Source organism: Bradyrhizobium sp. USDA 372, from assembly GCF_053629095.1.
The window spans coordinates 4334377-4352962 of the sequence record NZ_JBRJHR010000001.1 but is presented as its reverse complement, the minus strand read 5'-3'; the positions used below and the strand labels follow the sequence as shown (position 1 = coordinate 4352962).

The 18586-nt window shown below is 66.3% G+C and carries 16 protein-coding genes; 11 read left to right on the top strand and 5 right to left on the bottom strand.

The annotated features are described in order from the left end of the window. Nucleotides 1–67: 67 nt before the first annotated feature. Together AB7M16_RS20565 and AB7M16_RS20560 are read right to left on the bottom strand one after the other, a co-directional pair. Nucleotides 68–1372 carry a Spy/CpxP family protein refolding chaperone gene (locus AB7M16_RS20565; protein ID WP_453945036.1) on the bottom strand — a complete coding sequence of 435 codons (1305 nt, stop codon included), beginning with the start codon at nucleotides 1370–1372 and terminating at the stop codon, nucleotides 68–70. A 148-nt stretch (nucleotides 1373–1520) separates the two neighbouring features. Further along, on the bottom strand, nucleotides 1521–2627 hold the full coding sequence (locus AB7M16_RS20560; protein ID WP_453945035.1) for a LysM peptidoglycan-binding domain-containing protein: 1107 nt from the start codon (nucleotides 2625–2627) through the stop codon (nucleotides 1521–1523). Between the two features lie 180 nt (nucleotides 2628–2807). On the opposite strand from AB7M16_RS20560, the gene AB7M16_RS20555 reads away from it, so the two are divergent. The 8 genes from AB7M16_RS20555 to AB7M16_RS20520 all read left to right on the top strand — a co-directional run bounded on the left by AB7M16_RS20555 (nucleotide 2808) and on the right by AB7M16_RS20520 (nucleotide 10145). After that, nucleotides 2808–3500, top strand: coding sequence for a hypothetical protein (locus AB7M16_RS20555; RefSeq protein WP_453947233.1), 693 nt, complete (start codon nucleotides 2808–2810; stop codon nucleotides 3498–3500). Nucleotides 3501–3639: 139 nt separating this feature from the next. Then, a complete protein-coding gene (locus tag AB7M16_RS20550; RefSeq protein WP_453945034.1) occupies nucleotides 3640–6303 on the top strand; it encodes a bifunctional diguanylate cyclase/phosphodiesterase in 2664 nt (887 codons plus the stop codon). A 252-nt stretch (nucleotides 6304–6555) separates the two neighbouring features. Continuing rightward, entirely contained in the window at nucleotides 6556–6894 is a 339-nt protein-coding gene (locus AB7M16_RS20545; protein WP_172789308.1) for a hypothetical protein, read from the top strand. Nucleotides 6895–6983: 89 nt separating this feature from the next. Then, nucleotides 6984–7376, top strand: coding sequence for a hypothetical protein (locus tag AB7M16_RS20540; protein ID WP_453945033.1), 393 nt, complete (start codon nucleotides 6984–6986; stop codon nucleotides 7374–7376). 86 nt (nucleotides 7377–7462) lie between these two features. After that, entirely contained in the window at nucleotides 7463–7594 is a 132-nt protein-coding gene (locus AB7M16_RS20535; protein ID WP_257187544.1) for a hypothetical protein, read from the top strand. A gap of 128 nt (nucleotides 7595–7722) precedes the next feature. Further along, nucleotides 7723–8850: a lactonase family protein gene (locus AB7M16_RS20530; protein WP_453945032.1), complete on the top strand. Its 1128-nt coding sequence runs from the start codon at nucleotides 7723–7725 to the stop codon at nucleotides 8848–8850. A 68-nt stretch (nucleotides 8851–8918) separates the two neighbouring features. Beyond that, a complete protein-coding gene (locus tag AB7M16_RS20525) occupies nucleotides 8919–9089 on the top strand; it encodes a hypothetical protein (protein WP_172789311.1) in 171 nt (56 codons plus the stop codon). A 162-nt stretch (nucleotides 9090–9251) separates the two neighbouring features. Beyond that, nucleotides 9252–10145: an HlyD family efflux transporter periplasmic adaptor subunit gene (locus tag AB7M16_RS20520; protein ID WP_439365213.1), complete on the top strand. Its 894-nt coding sequence runs from the start codon at nucleotides 9252–9254 to the stop codon at nucleotides 10143–10145. Between the two features lie 199 nt (nucleotides 10146–10344). Here AB7M16_RS20520 and AB7M16_RS20515 read toward each other — a convergent pair whose 3' ends face one another. After that, nucleotides 10345–11193: a caspase family protein gene (locus AB7M16_RS20515; protein WP_172789313.1), complete on the bottom strand. Its 849-nt coding sequence runs from the start codon at nucleotides 11191–11193 to the stop codon at nucleotides 10345–10347. Between the two features lie 421 nt (nucleotides 11194–11614). Here AB7M16_RS20515 and AB7M16_RS20510 point away from each other — a divergent pair, with 421 nt between their 5' ends. From AB7M16_RS20510 to AB7M16_RS20500, 3 genes are all read left to right on the top strand, one after another. Further along, entirely contained in the window at nucleotides 11615–13342 is a 1728-nt protein-coding gene (locus AB7M16_RS20510) for a hypothetical protein (protein WP_453945031.1), read from the top strand. 293 nt (nucleotides 13343–13635) lie between these two features. After that, nucleotides 13636–14361 carry a thermonuclease family protein gene (locus tag AB7M16_RS20505; RefSeq protein ID WP_212258995.1) on the top strand — a complete coding sequence of 242 codons (726 nt, stop codon included), beginning with the start codon at nucleotides 13636–13638 and terminating at the stop codon, nucleotides 14359–14361. Nucleotides 14362–14463: 102 nt separating this feature from the next. Continuing rightward, complete coding sequence (locus tag AB7M16_RS20500; RefSeq protein ID WP_453945030.1) at nucleotides 14464–15651, top strand: pyridoxal-phosphate-dependent aminotransferase family protein; 1188 nt, start codon at nucleotides 14464–14466, stop codon at nucleotides 15649–15651. Between the two features lie 181 nt (nucleotides 15652–15832). Here the strand turns inward: AB7M16_RS20500 and AB7M16_RS20495 are convergent, their stop codons facing one another. Continuing rightward, the gene (locus tag AB7M16_RS20495) at nucleotides 15833–16939 is read right to left on the bottom strand and encodes a hypothetical protein (RefSeq protein ID WP_453945029.1); all 1107 of its coding nucleotides are present in this window, start codon (nucleotides 16937–16939) and stop codon (nucleotides 15833–15835) included. Beyond that, nucleotides 16939–18372 carry an MBOAT family O-acyltransferase gene (locus AB7M16_RS20490; RefSeq protein ID WP_453945028.1) on the bottom strand — a complete coding sequence of 478 codons (1434 nt, stop codon included), beginning with the start codon at nucleotides 18370–18372 and terminating at the stop codon, nucleotides 16939–16941. Before AB7M16_RS20490 ends, AB7M16_RS20495 begins: the two co-directional genes overlap by 1 nt. Nucleotides 18373–18586: the final 214 nt, after the last annotated feature.

Genomic DNA, 18586 nt, shown 5'->3' with positions numbered 1-18586 from the left:
GCACTCTCCGTGATGTGCATCCCTATCTGCATATCATAGGATGATGGCATTCCAAGCTGGCGTCCCCTCACGCCCCCCGCTTCGGCCCGATCGCCTCGAACCCGGCCTTTTGCTCATCGCTTAAGTCCGCCTGGAAATCGTCGAGCGCGTCGGCGATTGCGCCGACGGCTTGCAGCATCGCCTGCAGCCGCGTCTTCACGGCGGCGAGGCGGGCCTGCTGGGTTGCGGCGGGCTCGGTCGGGCAGGCGCTGAGCGTCTGCATGGTGCGGAGCGTGGTGTCCTGCAGCACCTCGAAGCGGGCGCGGGCGACCTCGTCGAGGTGGAGCGTGGCGGCGATGTCGGCGGCGGGCCATTGCTGCTGGACGAGCTGCTCGTATTGGCGCTGCGCATTCTCGTCAGCAAGAGGATCGTAGTCCGCCTGGCAGGCCTTGGCCGCCTGCGCGTCCCTGGATGCGTCCTTGCTCGCGGTCCTGTCAGCGTTTTTGGACTGGTAGGACGCCAGCGCGGCGCGCCGTTCATGCGCGAGGGCGTTGAGCCGGGCTTTCTGGTCGTCATTGAGCAGGCCGACGAATTTCGACAGCGGCGCTTCCATGGCGTCGACGGCCTTGATCATGGCCTCGATGCGCTCGCGCATCAGGCCGAGGCGCTCCGCCGCACTCGCAGGGACCTGCGCCGGGCAGGCGGTGCGGATGGTGTCGCGCGCGGCATTCCAGGCGGATGAGAGCTCGTCGAGCGCGGTACGCTGCGCTTCGTTCGGTGCAACGGCGCTCGCGATGCGCTCGACCGGCAGGCCGCCGGTGTCGCTGGCCTCGCACATCGTTTCCGCGGCCGGAATTCGTCGCGCGCGACGGCCTTGCGGCACGGTGTAGGCGGCCAGCTCGGTGGCGGCATAGGGCGTGAACAGCGCGGCATAGATGTCGCCGTAGCCGTAGAGCGAGAGGCTGGTGGTGTCGCCGAAGATGATCGCATTGGTGAGATCGTCATGCGCGAACGGCCAGAACACCGGGCCGACCCAGCCGTAGCTGCCGTCGGGATGACGCCACCAACCCTGTGGACGGCGGCCGCCTTGCCATCCCGCCAGCGCAGCCTGCGCCGTGAGGGCCGCACGCAGCACGTAAGGGTTCGATAGCTGGCCGCGCTCGGCCCCGCGCGGGTCTTGCGACCTCAGCGCAGCGGAGCGGTAGCGGCCACTGCGCACCGCCATGCGGGAATGGCGCAGGCGCGACAGGCCGATCACGTGGCCGACGGCGAAACGCGCAACTCCGAGCGGACCGCCGCGCAAGCCGAACTGCGCCTCAGCCCTACCAGGCAGCAGCACGGCCGCAATCAGCAGGGTCGCACCGGCGAGCGCCAATCCCATGCGTCCCGGCATGATCGCTGACCTAACCACGGGCTTGATCACGTCCCTCGCTCCCGCGTGCGCAATGCGTCGCATCTCAATGACGCGCGAGGGAACCGAATGTTCCAGACGGACACAGGACAATGCGTCGCAACGCTGGCCGGCCAATGCCGGTGCAGTGTCACTCCGCCTTTTGCGGCATCACGAAGGTCTGGCCGGGATAGATCAAGTTGGGGTTGTGAATCTTGTCGCGGTTGGCCTTGAAGATCACCCCGTAGCGGGCGCCGTCGCCGTAAGCGAGCCGGCTGAGCGCCCACAGGCTGTCGCCGCGGGCGATGATCCGGCTGCCGCCGGCGGCCTCGGCCGGTGCGGCGGTGAGCGCCTCCGCGGGCGAGGCCGATGCGACCGCAGTGCCCGCCGGCGCATGCGCGAAAGGTGCATGCGTGAAAGCTTTGGGCTTCGGCGCGCCGATCAGTTTCGGCCGGGCCGCTTGCTTCTCGGGCACCGAGGCCAGGCGCGGCGAGGCCGACGGCAGGGCGGCGACGACATCCGATTTGTCGTCGGGCTTCTCGGCCTGCTTGGTCTCCTGCTTCGCGACCGGTGGCGTGCGCGCGGGCGGCGGCGCCGCCGCGGCGATGGTCACCGGCATGGTCCGGCCGGATTCGGTGACCGTGCCGTCCGGTGCCTTGGCCCGGAGCGTCAGGTCGTAAGAGCCGGCGGGCAGTTGCGGCGGGGTCATCACGAACTGGCCGGAGGCGTCCGCAACCACGCTATCGAGCGGCTTGCCGTCGCGCAGCAGCTCGACCCTGGCACCCGGCGTGGCGCGGCCGGCAATCACCGCCGCCTCGCCGTGCTCGTCGACGCGGGCGACGTCGAAACGGGGGCCGGCGTCCGCAGCCGGCGCCGGCGGCTTGACCGGGACGAGATCGCCGAGCGCGGCCACCTGCTTCTGGGTCTCGGCCAGCGGGCCCGCCTTCGGCTCGGGAGCAGGCGGCGCGCTGCCGGCGAGCTTCGGCTGTTCCGGCTCGAGCCCCGGCTTGGACTCGGGCTTGGATTCGGGCTTGGATTCGGGCTTGGACGTGTCCGGCTTGGACTCCACCTTCGCTTCAAGCTTGGGCTCGACCTTGGCCTCGATCTTGGGCTCGGCCTTGGCCTCCGGCTTGGCAGCGACGGTGACCTTGGTCCCGTCCGGCAACAGGCGGCGCAGCTCGGTCGGGCCGATCACCAGCGCGGTGCCGACCAGCGCGAGCAGACAGAAGGCGATGAAGGCCTTGGATGCGGTGATCATTTGAAAAGGACCTTGGGTGGCAAATCAGCCGAGGCCGGCAAGGTGCGCCGATTTGGCTGCCGCAGCAAGACTGCCGATGGGATTATGCCTCCGCCGAGGCGCGCGGGATGAACCGGCGCGACCATGCGGGTGTCCAAGTATCAAGGCCGCCTCGCGGCATTCTTCAAGGGAATTTTTGCCGTGACCGTATTTTCCCGTGCCGCGCCATCGCTGGCGCTGGCGCTGACGCTGGCCGCTTCACCCGCTTTCGCCGCCTCCGGCCCGCCCCCCGGTTACATCCTCACCGACGATGCCGATCTCGCCTTCACCTCGCCCGACGGCGCCACCAGGCTCGAGCAGTACATGAAGGAGGGCGAGGATTTCGACATCACGTGGCAGGTCTGGGCGCGACGCGGCGAACAGATGCACGAGCTGAAGCCCGAGCAGGGCTATCCGGCCGGCTTCCGTTTCACGGCCGACTCGCAATGGCTGGTGCGCATGCAGAAGACCGGCTCGGGTGAGCAGGATCTCTTTCTCTACCATGTCGAGAACGGCGCCTTCGTCAACGCGACGAAGACATCGCTCAGCGATCTCGCCTGGACCTATTTCCACAGCCGGCCCGACACTCGCAAGATGAAGCTCGACTACCACATCTCGGCCAATCTGATGAAGGGCACCGAAGATGGGTATCGCTGGCTCGGCGTCGACTGGCCCAACAACCGCTATCTCCTGATCTCGCTGTCCGGCGAAATGGACAAGCATCCGAAGAACGTCGCGGTGAAGGGATTGGCGGATTGGAAATGCCGGTATGACCTCAAGACCGGCAAGTTCGACGTCCCGGCGATGTTCGCCAAAGGCAATGCGGAAGCCTTGAGGTGGGAAATCAAGCGCTGAGGGTCCCGCGGTCTCGCCGCAATCTCCCGCGCGATGGAACCAACCCTCTGATTTCGTTCCGATTCATGTTTTCCTAACCCTTTGTGGTAACGGGGTCTTGTCGGTTTTGCAGCATCTTGCATCCCACGGGAGGACTGGGATGGGCGCATCGATCCGATGGACCGCGCGAACGCGCGCGTTGCTCCGCCGTTGGCGCGGGGCGCCGCTGACGTGGCTGATCGCCGGCGGCTTCGTGCTGATGCTTGCGACCGCGATCGGCACCGCGCTCACCGTCGACCGCTTCCGGCAAAACGCCATCGAGAGCGGCCGCGACAGCCTCGAAAACGCCGTCCGCATGCTCGCCCGGCATTTCGACCGCCAGTTCGAGGACTTCGCGGTGCTGCAGAAGAGCATCATCGCCGAGCTCGAGAGCCACGGCATCGAGTCCGCCGAAATCTTCCGCAGCGAGATGGGCACGCTCGCCGTGCACGAGGTGCTGCGCGCGAAAGCCAGCGGCTGGTCCGACGTCGCCGGCGCCAATCTGTTCGATTCCAGGGGCGTGCTGATCAACTCGTCGCGGCAATGGCCGGTCGCCGACATCTCGGTCGCCGACCGCGGCTACTTCAACCGTCTCAAGGACGATCCGGCCGCGCAGGAGGACGTGGAGGTCGTGCCCGGCCGGTTCGGCAGCGGACCGGCGATCGTGTTCGCGCGGCGCGTCTCCGGACCGCACGGCGAGTTCCTCGGGCTGGTCACCCGCGCGATCGCGCCCGAGCAGCTCGAATCCTTCTTCGCCTCGACCGGGCTCGGCGAGGATTCCTCGATCGCGATGCACCACCAGAACGGACAGCTGCTCGCCCGCATTCCGCATGTCGAGGCGCTGATCGGTCAGAACTTCCGCAACGGCACGCCGGAGCAGATGGCGGTGTTCGCGCGCACCTTCGTCACCACCCAGCTCGCAAGCCCGATCGATGGCAAGGACCGCATCGTCGCCTCGCGCCTGCTCGCCGGCGAGCCGCTGGTCGTGGTCGCGACCAAATCGCTGGATGCGACGCTGGCGACCTGGCGCACGCAGACGAAATTCTTCGTCACCATTGCCGTGCTGTCGATCGGCCTCCTGGTGCTCACGCTGTTTCTGATCTTCCGCCAGGTGACGCACCGGCTCTCGCTCGAGAAGCAGCGGCTCGACACCGCGATGAATACGATGACGCAGGGCCTGTTGATGTTCGACCAAGACGAGCGGCTGATCGTCTGCAACCGCCGCTACATCGAGATGTACGGGCTCTCGGCCGCATTGGTGAAGCCCGGCGTCCACTTCCGCGACGTGATCCGGCACCGCCGGGACACCGGCTCGTTCGAGGGCGACGTCGAAGCCTATTGCGACGACATCCTGAGCAATATCGGCCGCACCCAGAGCGCCGTCGTGGAAACCGCCGACGGCCGCCTGATCGAGATCAAGAACCAGCCGGCCGCTGCCGGCGGCTGGCTCGCCACCCATGACGACGTCACCGAGCGCATCCGCACCGACGAGCGCATCGCCCATCTGGCGCATTACGACGCGCTCACCGACCTGCCGAACCGCGTGCTGCTGCGCGGGCATCTGGAGCGCCGCGTCGCCGAGCTCGCGCAAGGCAAGCCGTTCGCGATTCTCTATATCGACGTCGACGAGTTCAAGGGCGTCAACGATTCGCACGGGCACGAGGTCGGCGACGAGTTGCTGCGCCAGGTGGCGAGCCGCCTGCGCGCCTGCGTCAGCGGCAACGACATGGTCGCGCGGCTCGGCGGCGACGAATTCGCCATCGTCAAGGCCGCGACCTCCGATCCGGCCGAGCTGACGGCACTGGCGGAAACCATTCTCAAGGCGTTGCGCGCGCCGGTTGACTGCAAGGGGCAGGAGATTCCGACCGATGCCAGCATCGGCATCGCCATCGCGCCCGATCATGGCGACAATCTCGACGATCTGCTCAAGCGCGCCGATCTGGCGATGTATGCGGCGAAGTCGGAAGGCCGCCGCACCTTCCGCCTGTTCGCCCCCGAATACGACGCCAAGGCGCGGCAGCGCCGCCAGCTCGAGCTCGACCTGCGCCAGGCGCTCGCGCGCGGCGAGTTCGAGGTGCACTACCAGCCGCTGGTCGACCTCACCGCCAATGTCGTCACCGGCTGCGAGGCGTTGCTGCGCTGGCGCCATCCCGAGCGCGGCATGGTTTCGCCGGCGGAGTTCATCCCGGTCGCAGAAGACACCGGCCTGATCGGCGAGATCGGCGAATGGGTGCTGAAGCAGGCCTGCGTTGAGGCCGCCTCGTGGCCCGGCCCGATTCACATCGCGGTCAACGTGTCGCCGCTCCAGTTCCGCTCGCGCACCCTGGCGCTCAAGGTCGCCGCCGCGCTCGCGGAGTCCGGGCTCGCGCCGGGACGGCTCGAGCTCGAGATCACCGAGACGGTGCTGATCCGCGACGACGCGGAGGCGCTGGCGATCCTGCAGCAATTGCGCGAGCTCGGCGTGCGCATCGCGCTCGACGATTTCGGCACCGGCTATTCGTCGCTGAGCTATCTGCACCGCTTCCCGTTCGACAAGATCAAGATCGACCGCAGCTTCATCAGCGACATCGGTCAGTCCGAAGATTCCTCGCCGATCGTGCAGGCCGTGGTGCACATGGCCGCCGCGCGCCACATGGCGACGACAGCCGAAGGCGTCGAGACCGAAGCGCAAGCCGAGGTGCTGCGCCAGCTCGGATGCAGCCAGATGCAGGGCTGGCTGTTCAGCCCGGCGGTGCCGGCCGCGAAGCTGAAGCAGCTGCTCGCGGCGCAGGCGGTCGCGGCCTAGGGCGGCGGCTCCCTCATCGGAGACGTCCGCAGCCGCTCATCCCCTCACCGCCTGCCTTGAAAATTTAGGATCAAACCTTGCGCCTTGCGGTTATCGCCTCGCTGAGACGGTCGGGAACTCCGGCCGACGGGCCCTAGTCGACATTGCATCACGCGCACCACAGGCGGCTTTTCGCCCGCACTGTCGCGCGCGCGTGCGTCAAACGAGCGAGGTGACATGGCGATCTTGGCGTTCAGAATCTTGGCGTTCAGAATGATCCCTCTCGTCGCGGTTGGGGCCCTGATCGGGCTCGCCGCGGAGGCCCGCGACGACGGGCGCTACGCAAACTCTCCCCTCAAGGGCTGGTTTGAGAGCCTGAAGAGCAAGGGCGGCGGCCCCTGTTGTGCCGATGCCGACGGCACCGCGCTCGACGACGTCGACTGGGAGACGCGGGACGGACATTACCGGGTGCGGCTCCTCGGCAACTGGGTCGAGGTGCCCGACGACACGGTCATCACCGAGCCCAACCGCGCCGGGCGCACCATGGTCTGGCCTTATTACGTCAACGGCCGTCCGATGATCCGCTGCTTCATGCCCGGCAGCATGACGTGATCCGGGACGAGCGTCCGCAAGGGCGGGACGCTCACATCGATCGTCGAGCCGCCCGCACTTCGGCGAATTCGGCGTCGGGGTGGCTGACGATGGTGGCGACCCAGATGCCGCTGATGATCAGCGACCAGGCGGTGTTCCAACAGATCCAAAACACGATCCAGCCTCCCTCTTCCTTTTCTCACGCGGCAGAGCGATGCCGCCGTTCCCCACGCCAGGCCGCCGCGATGCCGGGCGGCGAGGCGCTATTTTGGTTTGGTCGGCGGCGGCGCCCGGTCGGTTTGGCCGGTGTGGCGCTTTGCCACGACGTCCTCGTCGCGCTCGCCCTCGTGCGGGCGCGGCGGAGGCCTGGGCTGGCCGGCCTGACCGCCATGCTTGCCGCCCATGTCTGGCTTGCCTTCGAGATCGTTTTCGCGGGGCATGCCGGTTCAATGCGTTCGCAGCGCATTGGTTCGCAACGGCATCGACGGTTTCCCGCCCTGTGAACGGCCTCATAGAACCGCCGCTCTTTGCAGTGCAGGATGGCGGACGCGGCCCTCGGCCTCGCAGCTTGCACCGACGGATTGGCCTGATGCGAAAACGCCTCATCCTCTGGACGCTCATGACGTCCGCCCTGGTCGCGGTGACCGTGTGGACCATGCTCGGGCCGCCGGACCGCCCGCCGTGGCCGCATTTGCCGTCCCGCACTGCGGCGGTGCGCTGACCCGTCATCCCGCGACCGATGCGATTTCGGCATCGATCGATCCCATCTGGATTTTGGTGCGGCGGCGCGTCTCCCGCTATCCTCGCGGCAAAACGACCACGCCGCGAGCCGGCTTTCAGGAGGAGCCCATGTCGAGATCGATCCGACGCATCGTATCGCGCGTGCCAGGCGCTGCGATCGCCGCAACCCTGTTCGCTTCTCTCGCCCTCGTTTCTGGAGTCCGTGCCGGCATGGCCGAAACCTTCGCCTATGTCGGCAATGCCGACAGCAACGACATCAGCGTGTTCAAGATGAGCGAGAGCGGCGAGATGACGCCCGTGCAAACGGCCGCCTTCAAGGGCGTCGAAAAGCCGGGCTCATCGACACCGCTCGCGATCACGCCCGACCGCCGCGTGCTGATCGCCGGAATCCGCTCGCAGCCCTATGTCGCAGTGAGCTTTGCGATCGATCCCAAGACGGGCGAGCTCAGCCATCTCGGCAACGGACCGCTCGCCGACAGCATGGCCTATATCGCCACCGACCGCAGCGGCAAGTTCCTGTTCAGCGCCTCCTATGGCGGCAACAAGGTCGCGCTGAATCCGCTGCTTGGCAACGGCGTCGCCGGCGAGCCCAAGCAGGTGATCCCGACCGGGCTGAACGCCCACGCCTTCCTGCCCTCGCCCGACAACCGCTTCGCGTTCGCCACCAATCTCGGCTCCGATCAGGTGCTGGCCTTCGCGTTCGATGCCGCAGCCGGCACGCTGACGCCGAGCGATCCGCCGGCGCACAAGGTGCCGCAGAAATCGGGGCCGCGGCACTTCGTGTTTCACCCCGGCGGCAAGTTCGTCTATCTCCTCCACGAGCTGAACGGCGACGTCGCAGCATTCACTTATGAAGCCAGGAGCGGCGCCTGGGACGAGATCCAGCGCACCACCGCGCTGCCGGACGGGTTTTCCGGAAAACCTTGGGGCGCCGACATCCACATCACCCCGGACGGCCGCTTCCTCTACGCCTCCGAGCGCACCACCAGCACGCTCACCGCCTACAAGGTCGACGGCGCGAGCGGCAAGCTGACCACGATCGGCAGCGTGCCGACCGAGAAGCAGCCGCGCGGCTTCCAGGTCGATCCCGCCGGCCGCTATCTCGCCGCCGTCGGCGAGCTCTCCGACAGCATGACGGTCTATGCCATCGACCAGGGCAGCGGCGCGCTGGCCAAGCTGAAATCCTACCCCACCGGCAAGAAGCCGAACTGGGTCGAGTTCCTGAACCTGCCGTGAGGGGCCGTCGCCGACCTACGTAATCATCCGTAATTTCGCGAGGCCCGGCTTGGCGTCATATCTCGGTCATGGACCGGCAGATTGTCTTCAAATGCCCCCAGACGGGCCTGAACGTGCAGCATCGGCTCACCGACGAGCCGGCTGACCGCACGCACGTATCCGTGTCCTGTCCGGCCTGCACGCGTCTGCATCTGCTCGAGCGGGCCAGCGGCAAGCTGCTGGGTGATCGGCGTCGCTGACGGCCTGAGCCCTTCGAGCGAACCTGTTCTCCAATTCCGCGACTCATCAAAGACTTGCCGCGACTGTCGGCGGCGCTAAGTCCTGTTTTGGGACGACGCGGCCGTAGTGCGGGCGGCAGCCATCTGCTATCGATTGGAGGCACAGCCCCCGTGGAATTTCCGATGCGTCATTTGCCCCGCGCCGTTGCTCGAAGCCTGTATCCCGCAGCCGTCGCCGGCCTGCTCGTCCTCAGCTCCCATCCGGCCGGTGCCGCCGATGACGACGCGCCCAAAGGGCCGGCGGTCACGGTGCTGAAGGTCGCGAAATCCTGCTTCTCCGACATCGTCGAGGCCACCGGCTCGATCATCGCGCGGGAGGAAACCTCGGTGCGGCCCGAGCGTCCGGGCCTGAAGGTCACGGACGTGCTGGCCGAAGCCGGCGATACCACCACGGCCGGCCAGGTGCTGGCACGGCTGGCGCTGCCCGAGGGCGGCACGCTTCAGGTCACCGCTCCCGTGGCGGGGGTGATCGCAACCTCGACCGCGCAGATCGGCAACTTCGCCTCCGCCAAGGGCGAGGCGCTGTTCACGATCGTGGCGCGCAGCGAGTACGATCTCGTCGGTCTCGTCGCCACCACCGATGTGCGCAAGCTCGCGGTCAATCAGCAGGCCACCGTCCGGATCGCAGGCGCCGGCGACATCAACGGCAAGGTGCGCCGCATCGGCCCGACCGTCGAGCCGAACATCCAGCAGGGGATGGTCTATATCGGCATCTCCTCGCAGAAGCGGCTCTTGCTGAATGCCAGCGGGCGCGCGCTGATCAAGACCGGGCAAAGCTGCAACGTCGCGGTGCCGCTGACATCGGTGCAATATTCGTCCGCCGGCACCGTCGTGCAGGTGATCCGCCGCAACCGCGTCGAGACCAAGCGTGTCGAGGTCGGATTGATGTCGGGCGGCAATATCGAGGTCCGCGACGGCCTCAACGAAGGCGACGTCGTCGTCGCCCGCGCCGGTGCATTGCTGCGCGAAGGCGATCCCGTGCGTCCGGTGATGGCGAGCGCGGAAGCGGCGAAGTAGCGGCGCGATCGTCATTGCGAGGAGCTCTTGCGACGAAGCAATCCAGGGTCTCTCCGCGGAGGGATTCTGGATTGCTTCGCTGCGCTCGCAATGACGATGCAGGTACAGTGTGCCCAAAAAACTGGGCCCCGGCTCAGCGTCGCATCATTGCATGATGCGTCGCGTCCGGGGCACGAGACGTCGCAAGACCTAAGAAAAACTAACCGCCGGCTTCGCCGAAACGGACGTCTTCGAGCAACGACGACGACACGGTCGGGACCTGGTCGCCTTCGCTGGCGCGCGAGATGGCGAGGCGGGTCTTGTTGAAGACGCTCTCGGCGCTGCCGGGCTTGCTGAGATTGTTGAGGAATTCGCTGACCAGCACGCTGTGCTCGCCCTTGCCGTCGTCGACGACCTTGCCGGGCGAGGCGGAGGTGAGGATCAACGCATTGTCGGACGCGCTGATCGGCGCGAGACCGTGGCTATAGGAGCGGAAGCGGCGCTCGTAAGGATTGCGGCGGGAGGCGTCCACCACGACGAGCTTGGCCTTGGCACCCTGCTCCTTCATCATGTCGAGCACGCCGTCGATGGAGACGCCATGGCGGCGGACGTCGCCTTCCTTCCAGATCACGGCATCGACCGGCAGCATGTAGCTTTCGCGGCCGGCCTGCACGCCGTAGCCGCCGAAGAACAGCATGACGACGCTGTCGCGCGTGATCCGGGACTTCAGGCGGGTCACGGCACGGACCATGTCGTCCTTGGTCGCGTCTTCCACCATGTCGACGTCAAAGCCGTTCTTGCGCAGCGACGAGGACAGCGCGCGGGCGTCGTTGATCGACTGCGTCAGCGGCGCGCTGGCGTCGGGATAATGGCCATTGCCGATGACGAGCGCGAGGCGCGAGGTCTGGCCGATCGAGCCGGTGATCTGGTCGGTCGAGACGGCCTTGGCGGCATCGATCGCACGCATGTTGAGAGCAGCATGGGCGCCGATCACCAGCGACACCGTGCCGATGAGGGCTGCGGCGAGGGCGATCGTACGTCTGGAAAGGTCGAGCTGCTTTACATTCATCTCGCTTCGTTTCCTGTGCCAAAGACCGGCCAAGCGCGCGCACACTGTTTGAGTAGCGCGATAGCGTCTTTAGGTTTGAGGGATTGGCCGGGGAAGTGCCCCCGAATTGCGCGCAATTTGCGGCGCCGCACCAAACAAACCCTTAACCGGATATAGGCCGTGGGGCAATAGATTGCCAAAAATTTGAGCTAAGTATCTGAATATGTTCGTTAATTCTCCGGGCTGGATTCCTGCATCATTGGCTTCCCCGTAGCCTTCCGGAGATCGACCATGCAGCCCTCGTGCCGGCTTTTCCGTGACGTTCATCACATTTGTATTTCCTGCGAATCCGGGTAGCCTTTTCAACGACTTGCAAGGGGGTGGCGCGCACATGCCAGCGTGCCTGCCGTCCCCGACCAAGGCCCCCGCGACCAGGTATTTCATGAGCTTTCAATATTTTGCCGGCGCCGCCTGCCGGGCGCTGACGACGCGGAAGGACGGCCCCTCGCTTTACGACGTCTGCGATCCCGTATTGTCCGATACGGCCAGCGGCGATCCGCATCTGGCCAAATTCTACAAGACCGCGCTCGGCAATCCCGCGCTGCGGATCCTGCTCCGCCGCGCCGGGCTGCCCGAGCTGCGCGACGAGGGGATGCTGACGCGGCTGCGCGCGGCGCTCACCCGGGCCCGCGACGAGGCCGAGCCCGACTGGGCGGCGGTCGGGCAGCCGATCGCCGATCTCGTCGACGGCATCGCGCTCGACCATCCCAGGCCGCCGCCGGTGCCGTTCAACGCCGCCATGCCGCAGATCGCGCAGATCGACGGCGTGATCCGCGATTGCGCGCAGCATCTGCTCGGCTCGTACCGCCGCAACGGCTTCCTGCCGACCTATGCCGCCTTCAACCTGATCGGCGATCCTGACGTCCGCGGCCGCGAGCTGATCATGGCGCTCACGGGCCTCAACGCGCGCGGCTACAAGAACTCCTCGCTGCTGTTCAACCTCGCCCGCGTCTTCATCGCGCGCTCGCCCGCGCGCGCCGTGGTCAATCCGCCCTGGAAGGGCATTGCCGAGCCGATGTGGGAGCCGGTGCAGATCCGCCATCGCTCGGCCTATTACGACGCGTTCTTCATCGAGGCCCTGCTCAGCTTCGTCGAGACCGGGCTCGCCTCGGTCGCCGACAAGATCGCGGCGGAGCGCGCGATCGCCGACATGGTCGATTTCTGCGTCAACATCAGCCGCGAGGAGGTCGAAGGCTTGGGCGGCGCGCGCTTCAACGTCATCACCGCCCTGGCGCCGGCACCGCATCCGCGCTTCTCGCGCTACTTCGCGCAGATCAAGCAAGACCTCGGCTTCGGCATCTACGTGCCGGATTGCGACACCACGGCCTGCTCGATCTCGGCGGCGACGCAGGCCGGCTGCCTTGATGCCATCATCGACCAGCCGCTCCTGGACTTCTATGCGGGCTATCAGGTGCGCGCTGGCGTCAACGAGCCCCGCGTGACCGTGCCGCTCAACGACAATATCGACTATGAGGGCGGGGTCGCGACCTGGATCGACAATCTCGCCGGCGAGCGCCCTTACGGCAACGATCTCGATCCGACGCTCAACCTCGACATTCTCGAGGTCAGCTTTCGTAACTTGGCGCGCTGGAAGGTCTTGGAGACTCCGGCGCGGCTCGCCACGGTCCATCGCATCATCGGATTCCAGAAGCGCCTCGCGGCCAGCGGCGCCTTCGCCAATCCGCGCTCGCACATCTATTATCTTCCGGAGCTCTACAGCGCCTATTTCGGCCGCTGTTATGCCGCCTTCCTGGCGCTGCCGCTGGCGGCGCAGGCCGCGATTGATCCCGCCGGCGATTTCGACTTCATCCGCCACCGCGTGCTGTCCTACGTCAAGGGCGAGCTGATGGCGGCCGAGATGAACGTGTTCGACGCCGCGCTGGCGCTGATCGCGCTCGGCCATCTCGGCGCCGACCCGCGCACCTTCGCACCGGCGCTGAACGTGATCGTCGCCGGGCTCGGTGAAGGCGGCCGCCGCGGCCCGTTCCGCGCCTATGAATGGAACAAGATGAAGACGCCGACGCGGATCCTGGTCGGCGGGCCGGAGGTGACGTCGGCGTTCGTGCTGATGGGGCTGGCGGTGGCGAAGCGGGCGATGGCGCGGGGGTGATGGTCCTTTTACCCTCCCCTGGAGGGGGAGGGTCGATCGCGCGCAGCGCGAGCGGGGTGGGGTGACGGTCCCTCCGCGACGAACAGTGCCCGAGTGGAGAGATCACCCCACCCCGTCATGCAATCTCGCTTCGCTCGATCGCATGCCGACCCTCCCCCTCCAGGGGAGGGTAAGCAACGCCGCCACAATGACAGGAAGTTGAAAGGCAATCTGTTCGGCCTGCGCTGGCCGGGCGGCCAAAAGCCGACCACAATTGCGCGGCTTATCGAGATTGTCATCACAACCGGACCGGCATGTTGCGAAAAGTCCTGATTGCGCTGTCCTTGTTCGCCATCCCGTCGCTGGCTGATGCCGCCGACATCACCGGCACGGCAAAGGTTCGCGCCGGCGATGCCGTGGTGATCGGCAACACGCGGATCCGGCTCGGCGGCATCGACGCGCCGGCGGTCGACCAGCTCTGCCTCAACACCAAGACCGAACGCTGGACCTGCGGCGTCGCGGCCCGCGACGAGCTCGCCAAATACACCGAGGGCAAGAATTGGGTCTGCCACACCCGCGCGATCGACCGGCGCGGCCGCACCGTGGCGCGCTGCGAGGTCGGCGGCGAGGACATCCAGAAATGGCTGGTGCGCAACGGCTGGGCGCTGGCCTACACCCGCATCTCCAAGGACTACGAGCCCGACGAGGCTGCCGCGCGTGAGGCAAAAGCCGGCATGTGGCAGGGTGCCTTCATCGCGCCGTGGGACTGGCGGGAGCGCAACAAGAAGACCGCGATCCTCGGCGCGACCAAGCCGCCGGACGGCGCGCATGCGGTGCTGCTCGCTTCGGCCTCGGGGCCGGTCGCGCCGTCGCCGGATTGCACCATCAAGGGCAATGTGAACAGCGCCGGCGAGTGCATCTATCACCAGCCGACCAGCCGCTGGTACACCCAGATCAAGATGAAGATCAGCAAGGGCACCCGCTGGTTCTGCTCGGTCGAAGAGGCCGAAGCGGCCGGATGCCGGGAGACGAAGCGATAACCCAGCCCTGCGTTTTACGTGCTTTTCCCAAGGCCCTCCGCCGCGTAAAACCGTGAATCAGCAACCCACCATCCTGTTCTCTGGCAATAAGGACTGACAGCAATGACCGTTCGCGCGGGCCGGGAGTTTCTGGCCATCCCCGGGCCCACCACGATGCCCGACGAGGTGCTGCGGGCGATGCACCGTCCGGCGATCGACATCTACTCCAAGGAGATGCTGGATCTGACCGAGAGCCTGCTCAGCGACATCTCGAAGTTGTTCGCGACCAAGGGCAAGTCCTACATCTACATCGCCAACGGCCACGGCGCCTGGGAAGCGGCGCTGAGCAACGTGCTGTCGCGCGGCGACAAGGTGCTGGTGCTGGAGAGCGGACGCTTTGCGATCGGCTGGGGCAATGCGGCGGCGCTGATGGGCGCCGAGGTCGAGGTGCTCAAGGGCGACTGGCGCCGCGCGGTGCGGCCGCACGAGGTCGAGGAACGCCTGCGCCGCGACAAGGAGCACAGCATCAAGGCCGTCGTCGTGGTCCAGGTCGACACCGCCTCCGGCGTGCAGAACGACATCGAGGCGATCGGCAAGGCGATCAAGGCGAGTGGCCATCCCGCGCTGTACATGGTCGACACCGTCGCCTCGCTCGGCTGCATGCCGTTCGAGATGGACAAATGGGGCATCGATGTCGCGATGTCCGGCTCGCAGAAGGGCCTGATGACGCCGCCCGGCCTCGGCTTCGTCGCCGCCAATGCGCGCGCGCTCGAGGTGCACAAGAAGGCCGGCATGTCGACGCCGTATTGGAGCTGGAGCGAGCGCGAGGGCACCGAGAATTATCGCAAATATGCCGGCACCGCGCCGGTGCATCTGTTGTTCGCCTTGCGCAAGGCGATCGACATGCTGCACGAGGAAGGCCTCGAGAACGCCTTCCGCCGCCACAGCCTGCTCGGTGAGGCCGCGCGCCGCGCGGTTGCGATGTGGTCGGAAGGCCAGGTGCTCGGCTTCAACGTCGCCGAGGCCAGCGAGCGCTCCAACACCGTGACCACGGTGACCATGAGCAACGGCCATGACCCGGCCGTGCTGCAACGCTATTGCAAGGACAAGTGCGGCGTCGTGCTCGGCACCGGCATCGGTGATCTCTCCGGACAAGCCTTCCGCATCGCCCATATGGGCCATGTCAATGCGCCGATGCTGCTCGGCACGCTCGGGGTGATCGAGGTCGGGCTGAACGCGCTGAGGATCCCGCACGGCAAGGGCGGGCTGGAGGCGGCGGTCGCGTATCTCGGCGACGAGGTGGCGGTGTAGCAAAGCGTGCTCGTGCCCCGGACGCAGCGCAGTATCGTAGGGTGGGCAAAGCGAAGCGTGCCCACCACTTCTGTCGTACCGTTGAATCGATGGTGGGCACGGCGCTAAGCGCGCCTTTGCCCACCCCACGATTCGAGCTAGCGGAAAGACCCACCCTCTCCCGTAAAAGGAGAGCGGAAGATCATCGCTCGACGCGATACGCCTCCACCTGCGCCTTCAGCTCCTCCAGCGGCGCAAGCGGTGCCTTCGGATCGACGCGGTGCTCCCCGCTCGCAAGCCATCTCAGCACCATCGCATCCACCACCGGCGAATGGTGGATGACGTCGCTGTAATTGTCGAGATCGTGCGTGACCGCCTTGATCGCGCGGAAATCATGCAGGCGGACGTTGGGCAGTTGCGTCAGGCGCCGCGCAATGTGCGCCGTGAGATCGGTGACGATCTTCAGCGTTTGAGGCGAGGCATCGCGCATCGCGACGAATTGCAGGATCGAATAGGGCGGGAAGTAGATGTCGAAGGTTACGTCGGGGTGGCGCGAGATCAGGCCGGCGGCGTCACGCTCGAAATGCCGGACCATGGCCTCGAAGCCGTAGCCTTCGCCGAGGAAGCGGCTGCGTACGGGGCTGGTGATATAGGCGAAGGCGGCGAGCGTCTTCTTCGCGTTGTAGTCTCGCGCAACGTCGAAATCCCGCGCCAGGGCGTAGATGTCGTCGATGTCTGCCAGCGCGAACTTGACCGGGAGATAGGGCGACGCCCGGGTCAGCGGCTCGCGCAGCAGCGGGACGGACCGCAGCAGCGCGAACAGGGATTCCTTCGCCATCGCCGCGCTGAACAGATAGGAGGCGACGCCTTTCGCCGTCCGGCGGTAGAGATCGACGGACAAATATGGATCGGCCTCGATATCGGCGGCATCGATGAAGATGAAGTCGTCCATCGCCCAGATCACGCGCCTTGCGCCGCGGTCGATCGCCTGCTCCAGCACGAAAGCCTGCTGGCGCGAATTGGAGCCGGTCATCGCGAGCTTGAGCGAGCGGACGCCGAGCGCGCGATCGATGTCGCTCTGGCGGAAATGGATCGCGAGCGAGGTACCCATGAAGGCGGTGTCGAACGGCTGGCTGCGGATCAGCCCGGCATTCTGCACGCGCGTGTCCTCCGAGTAGAAGGCCGGGATCAGGCGCGAGGGGCGGAATAATTGCAGGGGATCGACGGCGAAGGTGAGCGCTGCGGCGCCGAGCACGCAGGCCGCGCTCGCCAGCAGAAGACGTGTGAGATGGGTGAACGCGCCCTGCATCAGAACCGGAAATAGATGAATTCGCTGTGGCTCTGGATGCCCAGGAAGCCGAAGGCGAGCACCAGCGAGGCCGCATAGAGCACCAGGGGCCGCATGCGCCCCGCCCGCAAGGCCTCGCCGACCTTGCGGTTGCCGTGGTCGTATCCCATCAGCGCTTGCGTGTTCGGCGCCAGCCACACCAGCGCCGCGTAGATTGCGACCTGCACCAGTGCTGCAATCTCCTCGCGGCCGAGCACGATGTTGGCGGGATCAGCCATGGCATGGAGCACCCGCAGTGCCCAGGCGACGCTCTCAGCGCGGAAGAACACCCAGGCGATGACGACGGCGAGGAAGGTCAGCACGGCGCCAAGCATGCGGCCGGGACGCGCCAGCAACGGAACGTTCGGCACCAGCGCGCTGAAAGCGTGGTTGACGCAGAGATAAGCGCCATGCAGCGCGCCCCAAATGACAAAAGTCCAGGCCGCGCCGTGCCAGAGCCCGCCGAGCAGCATCGTGATCACCAGATTGACGTAGCGGAGCACGCGGCCGCGGCGGTTGCCGCCGAGCGGGATGTAGAGATAATCGCGCAGGAATTGCGACAGCGTCATGTGCCAGCGCCGCCAGAACTCGACGATGCTGGTCGCCTTGTAGGGCGAGTTGAAATTGACCGGCAGGAAGATGCCGAACATCAGCGAGATGCCGATCGCCATGTCGGAATAGCCGGAGAAGTCGAAATAGAGCTGGAACGTGTAGGCGAGCGCGCCGAGCCAGGCCTGGTCGAAGCTCGGCGAGCGCGCCTCGAAAGCGAGCGCGACCAGCGGCTGGATGCCGTCGGCTAGGCAGGTCTTCTTGAACAGGCCGATCGCGAAGATGATGACGCCGCACAACATGAGATGCCCGTCCGGGCGCTTGGTCTCCTCCTCCTCGAATTGCGGGATCATGTCCTTGTGATGGAGGATGGGCCCGGCGATCAGATGCGGGAAGTAAGTCACGAACAGCGCGTAGTGCGGCAGCGCATAGGCCGCGACCTGGCCGCGATAGGCATCGACCAGGAACGCGATCTGGGTGAAGGTGTAGAAGGAGATGCCGACCGGCAGCAGGATGTGGATCGCGACATGCGTGCCGAGCAGCGCGTTGACGTTCTCGGCGACAAAGCCGGCATATTTGAAGATGCCGAGCATGAGGAGATCACCGGCGACGCCGAGTGCGAGCGCCGCCTTTCGTTGCGGGTGCGTGAGCTCCGCCACGATGAGAAGATGGCCGACGCCGTAGTTGAAAGCGATCGAAAGTAGCAGAAGGGCGACGAACTGCCAGCTGCCGATGGCATAGAAGGTGATGGAGGCCAGTGCCAGCCAGATCACCGGAGCCAGATTGCTGCGCCGGCCGAGCCGGAAATAGCCGGCGAGCACGACCGGCAGGAACAGCAGGATGAAGGGGTAGGAATTGAACAGCATCGGGCTGGACCGGCGGCGGGGATAGTTTCCCTAAAGCATACAAGGGACGGATCAACAACCCGGTGAGATGGCGCCGCCTTTGGAACAGGCGTGCTGGCAATCCACGGAATGGGAACGATATAAGGGAACGCGCCTTCTCCCTCTCCCCGCTTGCGGGGAGAGGGTTGGGGTGAGGGGGAGTCTCCGCAAGGACGGTGAGAGTTGGACTCGCGGA